Source organism: Haloarcula sp. CGMCC 1.2071, from assembly GCF_037078445.1.
In the GTDB taxonomy this organism is placed as follows: domain Archaea; phylum Halobacteriota; class Halobacteria; order Halobacteriales; family Haloarculaceae; genus Haloarcula; species Haloarcula amylolytica.
This window is the reverse complement of the sequence record NZ_JAYMGY010000001.1, coordinates 382,976-398,766: the sequence shown is the minus strand read 5'-3', so window position 1 is coordinate 398,766 and position 15,791 is coordinate 382,976. Positions and strand designations below refer to the sequence as shown.

Genomic DNA, 15,791 nt, shown 5'->3' with positions numbered 1-15,791 from the left:
GTAACTGGTTTTATATTCGCTCGTAGGCTGTGATACATAAATGACGGCGACACAGGGCAATCTCGCTAGCCTTTCGCGGTTTATTTTCAGGGCTCCGACCTGGTATACGAGCCTTGCCTTTGCGCTGGTCATCGCCGCGATGACCGGCATCGTCGCGTTCGACTCACGGTTCATCCTCGACGACGCCTGGCAGGGCGTGTTTCTCATCGGCCTGCCGACCTCAATCGCCAGTGCCGTGACACCGTGGGTCGACCGGCAACTGGGCGGGCAGTTGACCCCGAACCGGGCCACGCTGCTTGCGGTCATCTGTGAGCTGATCACTATCGCAATGTTGACTGTCGCCGGCGTTATCGCCATCTTCAGTGTCCGCCTCGGGCAGAACTTCGTCTTCGACGTGCTGTTAGTCGCGCTGGCGTCGATATTCGCCTTCCGGCTGCTGATACTGATGGCCGTCTCGCGGCACTCACTGCTGAAGGCGGCGATTCCGGCGAGCGTCCAGACGGTCACTGCCGCCGTGTTGCTGGCGATATACAGCGGGGCGACCGCGTTCATCCTCGAAGACCCGATGCTCCGGGAGTACCTCTCCCGCCCGGAAGAGGTCCCGCCGCAGGTACAGGGGTTCATCCCGCAGGACTTCATCATTCTCGCGGTTATCTGTGTCATCTACGCGCTGGCAGTCTGGCTGTTCCTGGTCGTCATCGACCAACCGTGGCGCTCCTCGCTCGGCGTTTCCGCGCTGGATTTCCTCCGGGGCTTCATCGGGCACATCGCCGAGGGTACGCGCGAACTGGAGGAGTTCTTCGAGGAAATCGGCGAAGAAGCCGTCGTCCCGGTCACCTTGCTGTCGGTCCGTCGGCCGGGCGGCGAGGAGAAAGCCCGGTTCGTCCTGCCGATGATTCACCCCGGCCCGATGGGTGAAATCGGCGGCGGCAACCTCCCCAGACGCGTCGCCGAATCGGCCGACGGCCTGGCCTTTCCGCCACACGCGACCGCCGGCCACGACTTCAACCTCGTCACCGAGCGGGAGGTCGACACGATCTTGTCGACCGCAGAGACGGCGTACCAGAACCTCGAATACGACGACCAGGCGACGGCGGGCCTCCGTGTCACAGAGGGCGAGGCCACGCTGACCGGTCAGGCCTTCGGCGACGACGCGCTCGTCGTGAACACGTACGCGCCGGGCTGTGCCGACGACGTGGAGTACGCCGTGGGTCTCTCAGCGATGTCGGAAGCGCGGGCCGACGGCCTCGACGACGTGCTGCTGGTCGACGCACACAACTGCAACGACGGGCTCGAGGGCGACGACCTCGGCCACGTCGTTCCCGGCAGTCAGCGGTCATTCGACATGCTCCACGGGGCCGGACAGCTTGGAACCTTGCTCACAGATGCCGAAACTGGCCAACTCCGCTGTGGAGTCGCCTGGGACAGGACCCCCTGGGAGCCCGAGGAGGGTATCGGCCCGCTCGGAATCCGGGTCTGTGTCTTCGAAGTCAACGGCCAGCGAACGGCGTACGTGCTCATCGACGGCAACAACATGGAACCGGGCCTCCGCCAGCGCATCATCGACGCCGCCGACGGCGTGGATCTGATGGAGGTGATGACCAGCGACACCCACATCGTCAATACCGTCGAGGCCGAGAACCAGGTCGGACAGGTCATCCCCGAGAAGGAAATCGTTGCGCTCATCGGGGACCTCGTCGACAGAGCCGTCGCCGACCTCGAACCCGTCGAGGCCGGGATGGCGAGCGAACAGGCGACCGTGACGGTGTTCGGCAACGACCGGACCGAGACGCTGGCCTCGACTGCCAACGCGATGGTCTCGATGGGGGGCGCGCTGGCCGGGGCGTTCATTCTCGTCGTAATGACGATCAGCGTGTTGATATTCCTGCTGACCTGACGGCGGTCGACCGGATACGATCCGATTCCTGCAGCACTGCCGACTCGCTGCGCTCGTCGGAATGGCTGCAGAGAACGCCGAGGAGGAGATTTGAACCACGCCCAGACGGTCCGGGCGTGCGGCGCGGTGCGCCGTTCCGGACTGCGACTGGTCTACTCCAACTCTCCACGCATCACGGTCCTGCAGCACTGCCGACTCGCTGCGCTCGTCGGAATGGCTGCAGAGAACGCCGAGGAGGAGATTTGAACTCCTGAGTCCGTGAGGACAGTTGCTCTCGAAGCAACCGCCTTGGCCAGGCTAGGCTACCTCGGCTCACCCATCAGTACCGCCGTTTGCTCTTTAGGGGTTTCGATTTCAGACTCGACACCCCTTTACCGGACCCGTAACATGACAGGCTATGGACGCTACCGAGGCAAGCGAGGTGTCGAGTCAGATCCTCGACGAGATCGGGAGTGCCGTCATCGCCGACCGCGGTTTCTTCGAGACGGTGCTGCTGGGAGTCGTCGCGAAGGGCCACGTCCTGCTCGAGGACGTTCCCGGCACGGGAAAGACGCTGACCGCCCGCAGCGTCGCGACCGCGCTGGGACTGTCCTTCTCCCGCATCCAGTTCACGCCGGACCTCCTGCCCGCCGACATCACAGGAACACACATCTTCAACGAGGAGTCCCGGAGCTTCGAATTCACCGAGGGGCCGGTGTTCGCCAACGTCCTGTTGGCCGACGAGATCAACCGCGCACCGCCAAAGACCCAGTCCGCCCTGCTCGAAGCGATGGAAGAGGGACAGGTCACCGTCGACGGGGACACCTACGACCTGCCCGAACCGTTCTTCGTCATCGCCACGCAGAACCCCGTCGACATGGAGGGGACTTTCGAACTCCCCGAAGCGCAGGTCGACCGGTTCCTGGCAAAGACCTCGCTTGGCTACCCTGACGACGAGGGCGAGGTCGAACTCCTCCGGCGGCGTGCCGGCCGGACGACACAGAGTCCGACCGTGGAGCCGATACTCGACGCGGAGTCGGTCACGGAACTCCGGAGCGTCCCGGAGACGGTCACCGTCGACGACGACCTGCTGCAGTACATGGCTGCCCTCGCCCGGGCGACCAGAGACGACTACCGCGTGGACGTCGGGGTCTCACCGCGCGGGACCCAGCGGCTGTTCGAGGCAGCGCGGGCGATGGCGACCATCGCGGGCCGGGAGTACGTTGCGCCGGACGACATCAAGCGGGTCGCGCAGCCGGTACTGGCTCACAGGCTTGTGCTGACGCCTGATGCGCGCGTCGAGCAGGTCGACAAAGGAACAGTCATTCAGAGCGTGCTCGACGAAGTCCCCGTCCCGACCGTCTAACCCCACGTCCAGTGGGCGTCGAGGGCGTACCGGTACAGGCCCGTGATGACGATAGCCGCGCCATTGCCGACCAGCGGCACGACACCGCCCCAGGTGACAAACGCGTAGAGGAGGCCCAACTGGAGCGGGATCGCCGTTCCACGAACGAGGTTCGTCTTCCCTAACCCGACTACGTACTCCCGCAGATCCGAATGCTGTGACCGGTGGAACGTCCAAGCGTTGTTGAGGACGTACTGAAGCAGAATCGTACACTCGATTGCGATAGCGGCCGCGAGAATGTAATTCAGGCCACCGACATCGTTGAACAACCACAACAGCGCCTGCTGAATCGACGCGGCAAACACACCGACGAGAAAAAACCGGACGAGTTGCTGTCGTCGGGCCGGTGTGACGACAGCGGACGCCATACAGCCTTACTGATAACCGAGCGCCTTTAACCGTGCTGTTATCTCGTCGGATGCCTCGGTGTTTTCAGTACCGGTCCCGTCGCTATCGAGTTCTGCGAGGTGTTCGGCAACTGCATCCGAGAGCCGGTCGAGGACGGTCGCAGGCGGGGCGTCCGCCGAGTCCGAACACAGATCGACCTGCTCTTCGGGATCGTTCGTCCGGTCGTACAGTTCCTGACGCCCCGATTCCGTGAACTCGATGTACGTGTATCGCTCGTCGCGGGCGCTGAGGAGGAGTTCCCCGTCCGCGCGGCTCCGCGGGATCGGCTGGCTGGTCACACTCTCGCCCCGGACCGCTGCGGAGACGATGGGGCCGCGGTCCTCGATACCCGCGCCGTGGATCGCCGGGGCGACGGAGGCCCCGTCCCACTCCGCCGCCGGCGTGAGCGACAGCAGATCGCACACCGTCGGCGCGATCGTGTCGAGGCCGACCGGGGTCTCGACCGACTGGCCCTCGCTGTCCGGCGTCGAGACGATGTAGGGAACGTCGATGAGTTCCCGATAGAGCTTGGGGTAGTGGGCGAGATGGCCGTGTTCGAGGAACTCCTCGCCGTGGTCGCCGGCGACGACGACGGCCGTATCGTCGCGATGGCCCTCTGTTTCGAGGGTGTCGAGTAACCGACCGACGCTGGCGTCGACCTGCCGAACCGTCGCCTCGTACAGCGTCCGGAGCGTCTCCAGCGTCCGGTCGTCGACTTCCCAGCCCAGCCCGGTTCGGAGGTGGGAGGTGAGCATTCGGAGGACACCGAAGTGGTTGTCCGACACCTCGCGGATGTGCCGCGGGGCCGGCACGTATGGCGTGTGTGTGTCCATGTAGTGGACCCACAGGAAGAACGGTCCGTCGGTCGCCTTCAGGAACTCGGTGGCGTGGTCTTCGAGGTCGCCCATCCGAGACACGTCGGCGAAGGGCCGTTCGTCGGACCCGCCGCTGAGGACGGTCGCGGCACGACGGAACGGCGAGGTCCCCAGTTGGACCCATGCCTGAATCGTCGGGTGAGCCGCCAGATACTTGCTGTAGCCGCCGCTGTCGACGAACGGCTCGAACTCGTCGAACCCGCGGTCGTACCCCCAGTGGTCGGTGAGGAAACCGTTGGCGGCGTTGAACCCTGCCGTCTCGATACCGGCATCGGACACCTGCTCGGCCAGCGTCGGCGTCGACGCCAGACCGATGTCCTCGCTTTCCGCGAACACCGGCCGTGAGCCGTGGATGGACGGGAACGAGAACGGCGTCCAGTTCCCCTGTGCCACGGCGTTTTCGAAGACGACGCCCGACTCAGCGAGCGAGTCCAGGACTGGGGAGACGCTGTCAGTACCACCCAGTGCGTCCGCCCGCAGCGAGTCAACCGTGACCAGCACCACGTTGTTCGTTGCCGGCGCCGTCATTGTCGGCCCACACTCCCCCACAACGGTAATAGTACCGACGTATCGCGTCCACAAACTGGGGTTTGCGCCCAGTGCGTACCACCGAATTCTCTCATACCCCCTATACCAGACACTGAATACTGAACGTTCCGGATAAATTCAGACGGCTATAATAGAACCATACTCTGATAAGGTAGAACTAAACCCTTCTCCGACAATGACTATTTCGGACGTGTTCGATGACCGACCAGATTCAGTTTCGGTCCTACGACCACCGAGACGCCGACGCTGTCTGGCGTCTCCACGAGCGCGCGATACGAGCGACCGGAAACGACCCCAGTGACATCCCCGGCACGTCGGACCTGCAAAACATCGAGACGCGGTATTTCGACACCGGCGGTGCGTTTCTCGTCGGCGTCGTGCCCGCCGTCGACGACGAACTCCCACAGACGTTCGACGGCGGCCTGGCCGCGATGGGCGGGTTCCTCCCGAACGAGGTCGGCCACGCGGACGAGCGCACCGTTCCCGGCGCGGCCGAACTCCACCGGATGCGGGTCGCCCCGTCCCGGCAGCGGCGCGGTTACGGTCGCAGCCTGCTCGGCCAACTCGAACAGCAAGTGGCCGAGCGAGGCTACGAGGTCCTGCTTGCGACGACGTCACAGAGCCAGCCCGCCGCGGTCGCGTTCTACCGCGACGAGGGGTATCAGGAGGTCGGCCGGTCGACGCAGGGCGAGTACGAACTCGTCCACTTCGAAAAACGGCTCTGACCCAACAGTCGGATGGGCGTTCAGTCGCCGCTGTAGGCGTCGTCGGTGTCCTCGCCGAAGGAGGTGTTGAGCCCGCCCGGGCTCTCCCGGTCCTGCTCGCGCATGCTCTGTCGCGTGAACTGCGGCTTGGCCCGGACGGCCTTCTTCGAACGGAACGACCACCACAGCGCCAGGGACAGGCCGACAGTTCCGGCGATACCGACACCGGTGGCCGGCAGCGACGCCTGCGTGTAGAGGAACGCCGTCGAGAACAGCGTGCTCGCAAGCAACATCCCGAGGATGAGCCGCTTGGTCATCGTCGCGAGCAGGCCGTCGGAGTCCTCGATGTCGGCCTGCACGCGGAAGTCCTCCCGCTCGACTCTGTCGAGGGCGGACTCCAGTTTCGGCGGGATTCGGACGGCCGACCGGGCGGCGTCGGACACTTCGGTCGCCCGGTCCTCGACGAAGTTCCGGACGCCCTCGGCGAGATACCCCTCCTCGCGGAGATAGTCGGTTGCGACACCGATGAAGTCGAAATCCTCGTCGAGGGTGACACAGACACCTTCGACGACTGTGGCGACGCGCAACACGAGCGCCAGGTTCGCCGGGAGCCGAAGCGGGAACTCGTAGATGGTGTCCTCGACCTGCTGAATGATCTGCTGGACGCGGTACTGCTCGATGTCCTCGCCGCGAGCGTCGGCGATGGCCAGTTCCATCACGTCGCCCATCACCTGCCGGTCGGCCTCCGGTGAGAGCGTCCCCATCTCGATGAGGGCATCGAGGATGGCGTCGATGTCTTGGTCGGCGACGGCGGCGTAGAAGTCGATGATCTTGTCCTGCACGAACGGGTCGACCCGGCCGGACATCCCGAAGTCGTAGAAGACGAGCGTCCCGTCGTCTTGTACGGCGAGGTTTCCGGGATGCGGGTCAGCGTGGAACACGCCGTCGTCGATGATCATCTGGAGGTACGCCCGCTGGAGCGTCTCAGCCAGTTCCGTCCGGTTGATACCGCCCGCGTCGAGGCTGTCGATGTCGTTGATCTTCGTACCGGGGACGTACTCCATCGTCAGGACGCGCCGCGTGGAGTGGGACTCCTTGACCTTGGGGATACAGATGCGGTCGTTGTCCCTGAAGTTCTCCCGGATTTCGGTGAGCATATGGCCCTCTCGCTGGTAGTCCATCTCCTCGCGGATGGTCTTCGAGAACTCGTCGGCCAGCGTCTCCAGCGAGAACGACCGGGAGTCGTCGATGAAATACATCAACAGCGGGAGCGACCAGCGGACGACCCGGAGGTCGGCTTCGACAAGCGCTTCGATGCCGGGGCGGCGAATCTTGACGGCGACCTTCTCGCCGTCGACCTCCGCCAGATACACCTGACCGAGCGACGCGCCGCTTATCGCCTCTGTCTCGAACTCGTCGAAGCGGTCGTCGACAGAGCCCAGTTCGTCCTCGATGACGACCTGTGCCTCGTCCCAGTCCGCCGGTGGCACGCGGTCCTGCAACTTGGAGAACTCCTCGATGTACTCCGGTGGCAGGACGTCCGGGCGGGTCGAGAGTATCTGTCCGAGTTTGATGAACGTCGGGCCGAGCGTCAGCAGCGAGTCGAGCAGCTGCTGTGCACGTTTGCGACGCTGTTCAGGCGTGACACGGCGAGACGAGCCGACCACGAAGAACCGCTTTCGGTCTCGTGCGTACGCGACCAACAGGGGCAGGAAGTGGCGAGCGACGACGAGGAACCGCCAGTACGCGCGAAGGTTCACCGGCTTGCCACCTCTGGGTCAGTCCCCGTCGATCGGGATTGTAGTACTCGGTGTGGCTGTCGCCTTCGGCAGGCGGAGTTCGAGGACGCCGTTTTCCACGGTCCCCTCCCCGCCCTGCCCGGTCGTGTCCGGCGGGAGCGGGAGCTCGGCGTCGAGGAACACGGAGCGGTCCTCGCGGACGAACGTGAACTCCCCGGGCACGTCCTTGGTCCGTTGCCCGTCGATACGAAGGCGGCCCCCCTCAACGGTCACGTCGATTGTCTCCGCGGTCACGCCCGGCAGGTCGAGCACGAGCAGGTATTCGTCCTCGGATTCGAGCACGTCCGCGAACACGGCGTCGGGAAGGTCCCGAAGCGCTTCACGCAGGGCTGGCATACGCCTGTCTAAGTGGTACGCAGTGGTAAACCCGACGGTCTCTGCTACTCTACAGGGGTACGGAGAGGAGGACGGCAGCACCGATGAGGACAGCCGCTAGTCCGAACACAGTTTCAGCGATAGCGCCCCGAACAATCCGTCGGGCCGTGCCACGCTCGCTGGTGTCGGAGATGACGAACACCGGCGTCCCGTCGCCGTCCCCGACGACGGCGTCGACCAGATTGCTTCCCCACTCCGATGCGGGGCCGCGCATCGCCTGGCCGTAGACGTACACGTCCTCGCCAACGTCCAGCCGGCGCTCGGTAAAGCGCTGCTTGTTCCCCAGGCTGATCTCCGTCACGAGCAGGTTCACGGACCCGTCCTGTGCCTCGACGCCCTCCGTCCGCTCGACGTAGTCGGCCAGGCGCTCGGGGAGTTCAGTCCCGGGGGACACCGTCACTGACTGGGATTCGAACCGCACGTCCGCTCCGTCGGGATTCACGCGGACGCGAGCGCCCCCGTCGTCGACAACGAAGTCGACGCCGGCCTGCCCCTCGTCCAGCGTCTCCCAACTGGAGTGTTTCCTCGACGACCGATACTCCTCGACCTCGTAGGTGTAGGCCAGACACTTGCTGCCGGTGAAGGGAGCCGTGACGGTTCCGGCGTCCTCGTCGGCAACAGCTGTGCCGGTGATTTCGACGGGACCGGAGTGCCCGTCGAGCGAGCGCACCGGGACTGGATCGTTACGGAGGATGTGAAACACCGTTCGGAGTTCCCGGCCACCGCGGAGGAGGACGAAGCCGCCGATGACCAGGAACACGATGGCGACCAGTTGCGGGAGGACCATACGGCCACTCCGAGTCGGACCGAACAAAAGCGTTCCCAGTCCATGTGGACCGGTGACTGATGGGCCGTGGCCACTCGGGGCGTTTTTGCCACAGTACCCACTAGCAAGGGTATGGCTGGCTCCCCGCCGTCGGAGGCCGAGTCGCTCGCGCTGGAGACTGCCCGCAGACAGCTCGGTAGCTTCGCTGTCCCCGTCGACCGGACAGACAGGATTCCGCTGTCCGTCGCTGTCGGACGAGTGCTGGCGACAGATGCGACGGCGAACGAACCCGTGGAAGAGGCGGATATCTCGGTCGACGACACCGTCTTCCAGCAGGGGCATCAGGTACGGCCCGGCGATGTGGGACTGTTGCGGGCAAGCGGCGTCTCCGAACTGCTCGCCCGCCAGCGACCACAGGTCGGAATCGTACCGACGGGCGACGAACTCCGAGCGGCTGCCAGCGCGGCCCGCGAGGTCGAGACAGCGGGGTTCACGCTGGCGCAGTACGCCGACCGGTGGGGCGGGAAAGTGACCTACCGGGACCCCGTCGCCGACGACGCACCGGCGCTCCGGATGGCCGTCCAGCGCGACCTCACCCGTGATGCGCTCGTCATCACCGGGACCGAGCCGGGGGACACGCTTCGAGAGGTCGTTGCGGACCTCGGGGAGGTGTTCACCGACTACGTCGATATCGACCCGGGCCAGCGGACGGGAGTCGCCGTCGTCGAGGACCGCCCAGTCCTGCTGTTGCCGGAGTCGCCGAGTGCAGCCCGCGTCGGCGCGGTACAACTCTTTCGTCCGCTATTGAAGGCGTTTGCCGATGCACCGCTGTCTGCGCATCCGGAGACACGAGCGACGCTGGCGGAGCAGGTCGACAGTCAGGACGCGGTCCGGACGTTTACTCCGGTCGCCGTGAGCGACGGGACGGCGACGCCGCTACCCGGCGTTGACCTCGCCACGGCGACCCGAGCCGACGGCTGGGTATCCGTGCCTGCAGACGAAACTGGTATCGATGCCGGGACGACCGTCAGGGTGGAAAACTGGGACTACCTCCCTTGAGACGAGGTCAGGTCAAGCAGCGATGCGACGCGCCGGTCGCCACGCACGCACCGACCCGTCTCTGCGGGGGACCGGCGACCGACGTGGACGCCGTCGAGACCGGCGTTCCACGCCGCGCCGATGTCTGACGGGTTGTCGCCGGCGAGCACGCCGCGGTGGCCGTTGTACCAGACGTCCATCTCCCGCATCGCCAGTTCCACCGGCTTCGGGTCGGGCTTCCAGCCGATGTCGTCGTCACAGCAGACGACCGTCTCGAACCAGTCGGCGATGTCGAGGTGATCGAGCACCGGTTCGGTGAGGTACTGCTGGCAGTGCGTGACCAGCCCGACCGGTGTATCGAGGGTGGCGAGGAACTGCTCGGCGTCGTCGTAGAGATACGTCGCCTCGGCCCGGGCAATGGGGTCTTCCTCCTCGTGGAACAGCCGCCAGAACTCCTGCTGGTCGACATCGCGCTCTGCGAGTGTCTGTGACCGTGTTCCACCGAAACCGTACCAGAGCGCATCCCGCTCCCGGTCCGTGAACTCGACGCCGAGGCGGTCGCCGACGGCACCCATCACTTTCCGGGGGTACGCTGGCTCGATATCGACGAGCGTTCCGTCGAGGTCGAACAGCCAGAAGTCGTAGTCGGTGGTCATGAGGGGTACAATTATTGGGGATTCGCTAATAAAGTCTTTCGGGCCCTACGACTAGTTTTGCTGCGTATAACGCCGCTATAGACACTGACTACGAAGCGACAGTTCGTTTCACGCCACACGAACTGAACTGCCGAGGTACTTGGTGAGCACCTCGCTGACCGAGTCGGCGTTGAACAGGGCCAGGTCGTCGGCGATTTCGGCTTTCAGCGCGTCGAAATACGCCTCGTCAGTCCGGAGTTCGCTGAACGACGCCGAGACGACCGGACAGCCGAGTTCGTCCGCGACGAGCCGACGGAAGTGCGGTTCGTCAGCGAGTTCGCCACGCCAGAGCGTGTCACGGAAGAACAGCCACCCGCTGGTCCCCGGATCGTCAGCCGCCCGGTACAGCGTCGTCTCGAACCGGTCGGGGTCGGTCCACAGCCCGTCCGCGTCCGGCTCCAGTCGGATTTCGACCCGGAAGACGTATCGTGCGGTCGCGCTGTCGGGCTCGGTCGGCCGGAGCGAAGCGAGTCCGTCGGTCGTGTCCACGGTCACACCGTCAGTCGTGGATGCCGTTCAGCCGTTCGGCGAGGTCGATGTCGTTCTCGGTGATGCCACCGGCGTCGTGGGTCGTGAGTCGGACTTCGACCTCGCCCCAGCGGATGGTCATCTCCGGGTGGTGCCACGCGTCCTCAGCGAGGCCGGCCGCGGCGCTCAGAAAACCCGACGCGTCCAGATAGCCGTCGAACTCGAAGACGCGAACGATTTCGTCGCCGTCGCGGGTCCACTCCTCGGGTAGCCGGTCGCTAATCTCTGCATCAGAGAGCAGGTCTGCCATATCGGCTACGTCGGGCGGCGTGGGCAAAAAGGTGGGCGTGGTCAGTCGTCGGAGAGCCGGTCGAGCATCGCGTTCGGGATCTCGTCGCGCATGCCGTCGGGGATGTCGTCGACCGACATGCCCTGGGTGAACTCGGGCGGGGTGGCCTGGTCCGGGCCGCCGAAGTCCGGGTCGAACAACTGGAGCGCCGTATGAATCGTTGACCAGTCGTCCTCCTCCGCGGCGTCGCGGAGGCTCTTGGTCGGCGCGGCGAGGATCTGCGAGACGATGGCGTCGGCCATCGCTTCGACGACTTCCGCCTGGTCATCGTCGAAGTCAGCCGCCGAGAGCGCGCTGTTTATCTCGGCTGCCTTGACCTGTTCGGCGCTCTCATACATCGTCGAGATGACCCTGTCAGCGCGCTTGCGCTTGTACTGCGTGAGCAGGCGGTCGAACTCCTCGTCGACGATGCGCTCGACCGCTTCCGCGGCTCGCTGTCGCTTGTTGCGCGTTTCGGCGGTCACCGACTCCAGCGCGTCGAGGTCGTACACCGTCACCGACGGGAGTCGGTCCGCCCCGGCCGGGACGTCACGCGGCTGTGCGATGTCGACGATAGAAACCTCGCCAACGTCGCTGAACGTCCCGATATCGAACACCTGGTCGCCGCTTCCCGTCGCCGAAATGACGGCACTGGCCTCGGAGACGGCCGCTTCGATGCCGTCGAGCGCAACCGCGCTGGCGTCGATGTCGACCGATTCGGCGACGTGCTCGGCGTGTGGCACTGTCCGATTGGCCACGAGCAGCCGGTCTACCTCCTCGCTGAGCGCATCCGCAGCGAGTTGGCCCATCTCGCCAGCCCCGACGACGAGCGCGGTCCCGTCCGCCAGCGAACTCTCCTGTTTGAGAAGGCGCACCGCGGCGGAGGCAATCGAGACGACACCCTCGTTGATCTTCGTCTCCGTGCGGGCGCGCTCGCCGACGTGAATCGCTTTCGTGACACCGTCTTCCAGCATCGGCCCGATGCCGCCAACGCCGCGGGCGGTCTCGTAGGCGGTCCGGAGCTGGCCGAGGATCTGGTCCTCGCCCAGCACAATCGATTCGAGCCCGGCCGCTACCCGGAGCAAGTGGCGGAGACTCTCCTCGTGACCCATCTCGACGACGACATCTTCGGGCACGGCGCGGGTGAACAGTTCGAGTGCGTCGAGCCCGTCCGCGTGATCAGAGACGACGACGTACCCTTCGGTACGGTTACACGTCTGCAGCGCAATCGCCTCTTCGACCGCGGGGTTGGCGAGCAGGGATTCGACGGCGTGGCGCTCGCTGTCCGCCGCAGCGGTCTCTAATTGGTCGACGCTCGCGCGCTCATGGGAGATACAGACCCCAACGATTGCACCAGTGTCCCCTCTCACGTTTGATCACCAGGTAACTCTCCGATCACGTCTCTAGCTACTTGCTCTCCCTTGTACCTGCCACTATCTAAAGCCTTCCAAACTTCCCGTGACCTGACAACGAACCTGACGGCGTCACGCCGTTCGGTCGGCGGGACCCCCCGATCGCGCAGGTCCTCACGGAGGTCGCCGGCGAGTTCCGCCATCAGACCGGCGTTTCCGAACTCGTCTTCGAAACGCTCGCGGAGGTGTTTCGACAGCGCCGGCGCGCGCCCACCGGTCGCAATCGCCAGCGTCACCGGGTCGTCCCGCACCGTCGCCGGAACGACGACGTTGCCGAACGACTGGTCGCCGTGGTCGTCGGCCCGGTTGACGAACGCGCCGTGGTCCTTGGCAGCCGCGGTGAAGGCGTCGTTCAGGTCCGAGTCGTCCGTCGCGGCGACGACCAGCGCCGGGTCGGTCCGCTCGACCCACTCTGTGGCGTCCTCAGGAGTCGGGGCAGCCCGGACCTTTTCCGCGTCCGCGAACGCCCGGTCGGCGAACTCGGGGCTGAGGACGACGACGCTCGCCTCCGCGGCGAACGTTCGGGCCTTGCGCGCGCCGACCGGACCGCCGCCGACGACGAGTACCGTCTCGCCTTCGAAGTCGTGCATCAGCGGAATCATCGGTGCTCCCCTCCTGATCTGGCGCTGCTACACCAAGCGGACACGGTCACGCCGTCTCTGTGTTCTGCCGCGCTCGTTCGTCCAGCCTGATACCCGTCTTCTTCAGGATGCGCGTCGAGAACAGCGTGTCCCAGTCGTCCTCGGACACGTCCCAGTGGTCGGCCATCCGGTCGCGGACCTGCTGGATGCGCTCCTGACTCTCCGCCTCGCTTCGCCCGTGGGTCATCGCGAAGAAGTTGTACGGCCAGACGCCGTCGTGACGCGGCCGCTCGTAGCAGTGGGTCACGAAGTCGAACTCGGCGATAGCCGGGCCGACCTCGTCGATGACCTCGTCGGGGACGTCCCAGACGGTCATCCCGTTCTCGCTGTAGCCCAGCGCGTAGTGGTTCGGGATGACCCCGACGCGGCGGACTTTCCCCTCCATGTTGAACCGCTGTATCGTCTCCAGAACCCAGTCGACATCGGCGTCGATCTCGTCGGCCACGTCGGCGTACGGCGTGGCAGTGACCGGGAGGCCGTCCTGAATCGCCAGCACCAGGTCCAGTTCGTCGGCGGTCAGGGACTGGCTGTCGGTCGGCGTCACGTCCGGCCCCAGATCAGAACAGTCGATGGCCTGGGTCTGTGGCCCCTCGACGGGGAACTTCGCGCCGACGTGGAACTCCTGCTGTTTCGGGAGGTTGTACGTCTCCTCGCCGGTTTCGGCCTCGATCTCGGCCAGGACCTCCTCGACCCGTCCTTCCTCGGCCACCGAGAGAACGAACCACATATTCAGATGCGGGTGCTCGCGCTCGTAGTTGTGCGCGACCTCCGGGTGTGCGTTTATCATCTCGGCGTGGTCGTCGTAGCTGTCCTCGGGGGCGTGGGTCGCGACAAGCGTGGCGGTGCCGCCGATAGCTTCGGCGTTGATGAGTGCCCCGAACCGCGTGAGCACACCCGCATCGTCGAGGTCCTGTACCCGCGTCAACAGCTCGTCAGCGTCGATGTCGACGCCGTGGTCGGCGAGGGCCGCCGCGGCCGGTTCGAACGGCCGTTCGACGACCGGGAAGCCGCCCTGGAAGGCGTTCAACACCGCCCGGTCTACCGTCCCGAGGTCTTCGCTCATGCCCGAATCTGGGGGGCCTGCGAATAAAAACAGTCCGGGACAGCCGGTACCATGTCCGGGTCGTCGGAGCGTTTTACCCCCTTCCGCCCCTAGCTCACATGTGGCAATCTCGACAGCCGAACTGGCGGTCCGGCTGCTGGTCTACCTGTTCGTCCTGATAGGAGTGCCGCTGTGGTTCGTACTGATGTTTCGGCTCATGGACTACGCCGCACACGGCACGCTGGTCGAGCAGTTCAGCGGCCGACGCAACGGTCGCGACACCGGCCAGCTCAACGCCTACTTCGAACAGGCCGCCGTCGAGGCCACGACCTGTCGCATCTGTGGCGCAGCGAACGGCCCCGACTACACCTACTGTCACAACTGCCAGGAACGGCTGGCGACTGGCGACTGACGCGGTTACTCGCCTTCGACACCGGTTACCGCGTAGCCAGCGTCCTCGATAGCTTCGAGAATGCCGTCGTGGTCGGCGCTGGCCTCGTAGTAGAACACCAGGTCAAAGGAACTGTTACGCAGGAGCTGCTGGCACTCCCAGACGAACTCTTCGTCGTCCAGCGTGAGGCCCTGATGCTGGTTCGACGCGAACTCCGGATCGTCGCTACCGGAGTAGACGTACGTGTCCTTCGGGTCCAAGCCCGCGCCCTCGGCGATGAGTTCGCCGACCTCGATGGTGGCCTGCATCATCTCGATCTCGTCGCTGCCGTCGTACTCCGTGTGGACGACAGCGCCGTTGAGCTGAATCTCGCCGGGCTCAAGCAGTTGTTTGGTCCGGCGGTAAAGGTCGTCGTCGAGTGCGTCGGCCTCGCTCATACCATGCGGTCGGTGTTGCTGTCCCTAAGACACTTCGGATTCCAAGCGCTGGTCGGGCTCTACCCGAAGATATTCGGTCCGAGAGGCGGCACAGCGACAGCGGTGGGAACCCACGCGCTGCCGAGTAGCGCCGCTCGGTCAGTCGCGAACCCGTTGAAAAGCGAGCCGTTCTCGCTTACAGTCGCGTGAGGTTCTTCGCCCGCGGGCCTTTGTCTGCCTGTTCGATGTCGAATTCGACTTCTTGCCCTTCTTCTAGGTCCGGGCCGCCGACGTCTTCCATGTGGAAGAACACGTCTTCGTCGGCATCGTCGGTTTCGATGAAACCGTAGCCACCCGTATCGTTGAAGAAGTCTACAGTGCCTGTCGCCATGGTTACAGCCGCGTGAGGTTTTTCGCGCGCGGGCCTTTGTCGGCCTGCTCGATCTCGAATTCCACTTCTTGCCCCTCCTCGAGGTCAGGACCTTCGATGTCCTCCATGTGGAAGAAGACGTCCTCGTCGGAGTCTTCGGTATCGATGAACCCGTAACCGCCTGTGTCGTTGAAGAAGTCTACCGTACCGGTCGCCATTGCAATTTGAACGTTAAGCCGGGGTATATTAAAACT

At 64.9% G+C, this 15,791-nt stretch carries 20 protein-coding genes and 1 tRNA gene; 6 read left to right on the top strand and 15 right to left on the bottom strand.

The genetic code is table 11. From position 1 onward, the window contains the following. Positions 1–40 precede the first annotated feature (40 nt). Together VI234_RS02010 and VI234_RS02005 are read left to right on the top strand one after the other, a co-directional pair. A complete protein-coding gene (locus VI234_RS02010) occupies positions 41–1,897 on the top strand; it encodes a DUF2070 family protein (RefSeq protein ID WP_336329106.1) in 1,857 nt (618 codons plus the stop codon). 90 nt (positions 1,898–1,987) lie between these two features. Continuing rightward, positions 1,988–2,143, top strand: coding sequence for a hypothetical protein (locus VI234_RS02005; RefSeq protein WP_161606631.1), 156 nt, complete (start codon positions 1,988–1,990; stop codon positions 2,141–2,143). Here the strand turns inward: VI234_RS02005 and VI234_RS02000 are convergent. Further along, a tRNA-Ser gene (locus VI234_RS02000) sits at positions 2,125–2,209 on the bottom strand. The genes VI234_RS02005 and VI234_RS02000 overlap by 19 nt on opposite strands. Before the next feature lie 85 nt (positions 2,210–2,294). On the opposite strand from VI234_RS02000, the gene VI234_RS01995 reads away from it, so the two are divergent. Then, complete coding sequence (locus VI234_RS01995; RefSeq protein WP_008312676.1) at positions 2,295–3,242, top strand: AAA family ATPase; 948 nt, start codon at positions 2,295–2,297, stop codon at positions 3,240–3,242. Here the strand turns inward: VI234_RS01995 and VI234_RS01990 are convergent. Both VI234_RS01990 and VI234_RS01985 read right to left on the bottom strand, forming a co-directional pair. After that, positions 3,239–3,649: a GtrA family protein gene (locus VI234_RS01990; RefSeq protein WP_008312675.1), complete on the bottom strand. Its 411-nt coding sequence runs from the start codon at positions 3,647–3,649 to the stop codon at positions 3,239–3,241. The genes VI234_RS01995 and VI234_RS01990 overlap by 4 nt on opposite strands. Positions 3,650–3,655: 6 nt before the next feature. Further along, the gene (locus VI234_RS01985) at positions 3,656–5,071 is read right to left on the bottom strand and encodes a sulfatase-like hydrolase/transferase (RefSeq protein ID WP_008312674.1); all 1,416 of its coding nucleotides are present in this window, start codon (positions 5,069–5,071) and stop codon (positions 3,656–3,658) included. Between the two features lie 218 nt (positions 5,072–5,289). On the opposite strand from VI234_RS01985, the gene VI234_RS01980 reads away from it, so the two are divergent. Further along, positions 5,290–5,817, top strand: coding sequence for a GNAT family N-acetyltransferase (locus VI234_RS01980; protein ID WP_008312672.1), 528 nt, complete (start codon positions 5,290–5,292; stop codon positions 5,815–5,817). Between the two features lie 20 nt (positions 5,818–5,837). Here VI234_RS01980 and VI234_RS01975 read toward each other — a convergent pair whose 3' ends face one another. Genes VI234_RS01975 through VI234_RS01965 form a run of 3 tightly spaced genes read right to left on the bottom strand, consistent with a single transcriptional unit; the run spans position 5,838 to position 8,757 of the window. Further along, positions 5,838–7,556, bottom strand: a complete 1,719-nt coding sequence (locus tag VI234_RS01975) for an ABC1 kinase family protein (RefSeq protein WP_336329105.1) — start codon at positions 7,554–7,556, stop codon at positions 5,838–5,840. An 18-nt stretch (positions 7,557–7,574) separates the two neighbouring features. Beyond that, the gene (locus VI234_RS01970; RefSeq protein ID WP_336329104.1) at positions 7,575–7,931 is read right to left on the bottom strand and encodes an Hsp20/alpha crystallin family protein; all 357 of its coding nucleotides are present in this window, start codon (positions 7,929–7,931) and stop codon (positions 7,575–7,577) included. Positions 7,932–7,980: 49 nt separating this feature from the next. Beyond that, complete coding sequence (locus tag VI234_RS01965; RefSeq protein WP_336329103.1) at positions 7,981–8,757, bottom strand: GIDE domain-containing protein; 777 nt, start codon at positions 8,755–8,757, stop codon at positions 7,981–7,983. 111 nt (positions 8,758–8,868) lie between these two features. Between VI234_RS01965 and VI234_RS01960 the strand changes: the two genes are divergently transcribed. Then, positions 8,869–9,795, top strand: coding sequence for a molybdopterin-binding protein (locus tag VI234_RS01960; RefSeq protein WP_008312664.1), 927 nt, complete (start codon positions 8,869–8,871; stop codon positions 9,793–9,795). Here the strand turns inward: VI234_RS01960 and VI234_RS01955 are convergent. From VI234_RS01955 to ahbB, 6 genes are all read right to left on the bottom strand, one after another. Beyond that, entirely contained in the window at positions 9,783–10,430 is a 648-nt protein-coding gene (locus VI234_RS01955; protein ID WP_008312662.1) for an HAD family hydrolase, read from the bottom strand. The genes VI234_RS01960 and VI234_RS01955 overlap by 13 nt on opposite strands. Before the next feature lie 108 nt (positions 10,431–10,538). Beyond that, positions 10,539–10,958 (bottom strand): LWR-salt protein, encoded by a 420-nt coding sequence (gene lwrS, locus VI234_RS01950; RefSeq protein ID WP_049943083.1) that lies wholly within the window; start codon positions 10,956–10,958, stop codon positions 10,539–10,541. Positions 10,959–10,968: 10 nt separating this feature from the next. Beyond that, a complete protein-coding gene (locus VI234_RS01945; protein WP_008312658.1) occupies positions 10,969–11,247 on the bottom strand; it encodes a 4a-hydroxytetrahydrobiopterin dehydratase in 279 nt (92 codons plus the stop codon). A gap of 41 nt (positions 11,248–11,288) precedes the next feature. Next, complete coding sequence (gene hemA, locus VI234_RS01940; protein ID WP_336329102.1) at positions 11,289–12,635, bottom strand: glutamyl-tRNA reductase; 1,347 nt, start codon at positions 12,633–12,635, stop codon at positions 11,289–11,291. After that, on the bottom strand, positions 12,632–13,279 hold the full coding sequence (locus VI234_RS01935) for a precorrin-2 dehydrogenase/sirohydrochlorin ferrochelatase family protein (RefSeq protein ID WP_008312655.1): 648 nt from the start codon (positions 13,277–13,279) through the stop codon (positions 12,632–12,634). The genes hemA and VI234_RS01935 overlap by 4 nt, the downstream gene beginning before the upstream one ends. Positions 13,280–13,325: 46 nt before the next feature. Continuing rightward, positions 13,326–14,381, bottom strand: coding sequence for a siroheme decarboxylase subunit beta (gene ahbB / locus VI234_RS01930; RefSeq protein ID WP_336329101.1), 1,056 nt, complete (start codon positions 14,379–14,381; stop codon positions 13,326–13,328). A 100-nt stretch (positions 14,382–14,481) separates the two neighbouring features. Between ahbB and VI234_RS01925 the strand changes: the two genes are divergently transcribed. Beyond that, positions 14,482–14,772 (top strand): DUF7577 domain-containing protein, encoded by a 291-nt coding sequence (locus VI234_RS01925; protein ID WP_336329100.1) that lies wholly within the window; start codon positions 14,482–14,484, stop codon positions 14,770–14,772. 5 nt (positions 14,773–14,777) lie between these two features. Here VI234_RS01925 and VI234_RS01920 read toward each other — a convergent pair whose 3' ends face one another. From VI234_RS01920 to VI234_RS01910, 3 genes are all read right to left on the bottom strand, one after another. Further along, complete coding sequence (locus VI234_RS01920) at positions 14,778–15,188, bottom strand: DUF5778 family protein (protein WP_008312649.1); 411 nt, start codon at positions 15,186–15,188, stop codon at positions 14,778–14,780. A 175-nt stretch (positions 15,189–15,363) separates the two neighbouring features. Further along, positions 15,364–15,558 (bottom strand): cold-shock protein, encoded by a 195-nt coding sequence (locus VI234_RS01915; RefSeq protein ID WP_004591449.1) that lies wholly within the window; start codon positions 15,556–15,558, stop codon positions 15,364–15,366. Positions 15,559–15,560: 2 nt separating this feature from the next. Next, a complete protein-coding gene (locus VI234_RS01910; protein ID WP_008312646.1) occupies positions 15,561–15,755 on the bottom strand; it encodes a cold-shock protein in 195 nt (64 codons plus the stop codon). Between the last annotated feature and the right edge of the window lie 36 nt (positions 15,756–15,791).

Bases quoted from the DNA above. Each gene is read 5' to 3' on its own strand.
- VI234_RS02010 (WP_336329106.1), top strand. From the start codon at position 41: ATGACGGCGACACAGGGCAATCTCGCTAGCCTTTCGCGGTTTATTTTC.
- VI234_RS01995 (WP_008312676.1), top strand. From the start codon at position 2,295: ATGGACGCTACCGAGGCAAGCGAGGTGTCGAGTCAGATCCTCGACGAG.
- VI234_RS01990 (WP_008312675.1), bottom strand. From the start codon at position 3,649: ATGGCGTCCGCTGTCGTCACACCGGCCCGACGACAGCAACTCGTCCGG.
- VI234_RS01985 (WP_008312674.1), bottom strand. From the start codon at position 5,071: ATGACGGCGCCGGCAACGAACAACGTGGTGCTGGTCACGGTTGACTCG.
- VI234_RS01980 (WP_008312672.1), top strand. From the start codon at position 5,290: ATGACCGACCAGATTCAGTTTCGGTCCTACGACCACCGAGACGCCGAC.
- VI234_RS01970 (WP_336329104.1), bottom strand. From the start codon at position 7,931: ATGCCAGCCCTGCGTGAAGCGCTTCGGGACCTTCCCGACGCCGTGTTC.
- VI234_RS01965 (WP_336329103.1), bottom strand. From the start codon at position 8,757: ATGGTCCTCCCGCAACTGGTCGCCATCGTGTTCCTGGTCATCGGCGGC.
- VI234_RS01960 (WP_008312664.1), top strand. From the start codon at position 8,869: ATGGCTGGCTCCCCGCCGTCGGAGGCCGAGTCGCTCGCGCTGGAGACT.
- VI234_RS01955 (WP_008312662.1), bottom strand. From the start codon at position 10,430: ATGACCACCGACTACGACTTCTGGCTGTTCGACCTCGACGGAACGCTC.
- VI234_RS01945 (WP_008312658.1), bottom strand. From the start codon at position 11,247: ATGGCAGACCTGCTCTCTGATGCAGAGATTAGCGACCGGCTACCCGAG.
- VI234_RS01935 (WP_008312655.1), bottom strand. From the start codon at position 13,279: ATGATTCCGCTGATGCACGACTTCGAAGGCGAGACGGTACTCGTCGTC.
- ahbB (WP_336329101.1), bottom strand. From the start codon at position 14,381: ATGAGCGAAGACCTCGGGACGGTAGACCGGGCGGTGTTGAACGCCTTC.
- VI234_RS01920 (WP_008312649.1), bottom strand. From the start codon at position 15,188: ATGAGCGAGGCCGACGCACTCGACGACGACCTTTACCGCCGGACCAAA.
- VI234_RS01915 (WP_004591449.1), bottom strand. From the start codon at position 15,558: ATGGCGACAGGCACTGTAGACTTCTTCAACGATACGGGTGGCTACGGT.
- VI234_RS01910 (WP_008312646.1), bottom strand. From the start codon at position 15,755: ATGGCGACCGGTACGGTAGACTTCTTCAACGACACAGGCGGTTACGGG.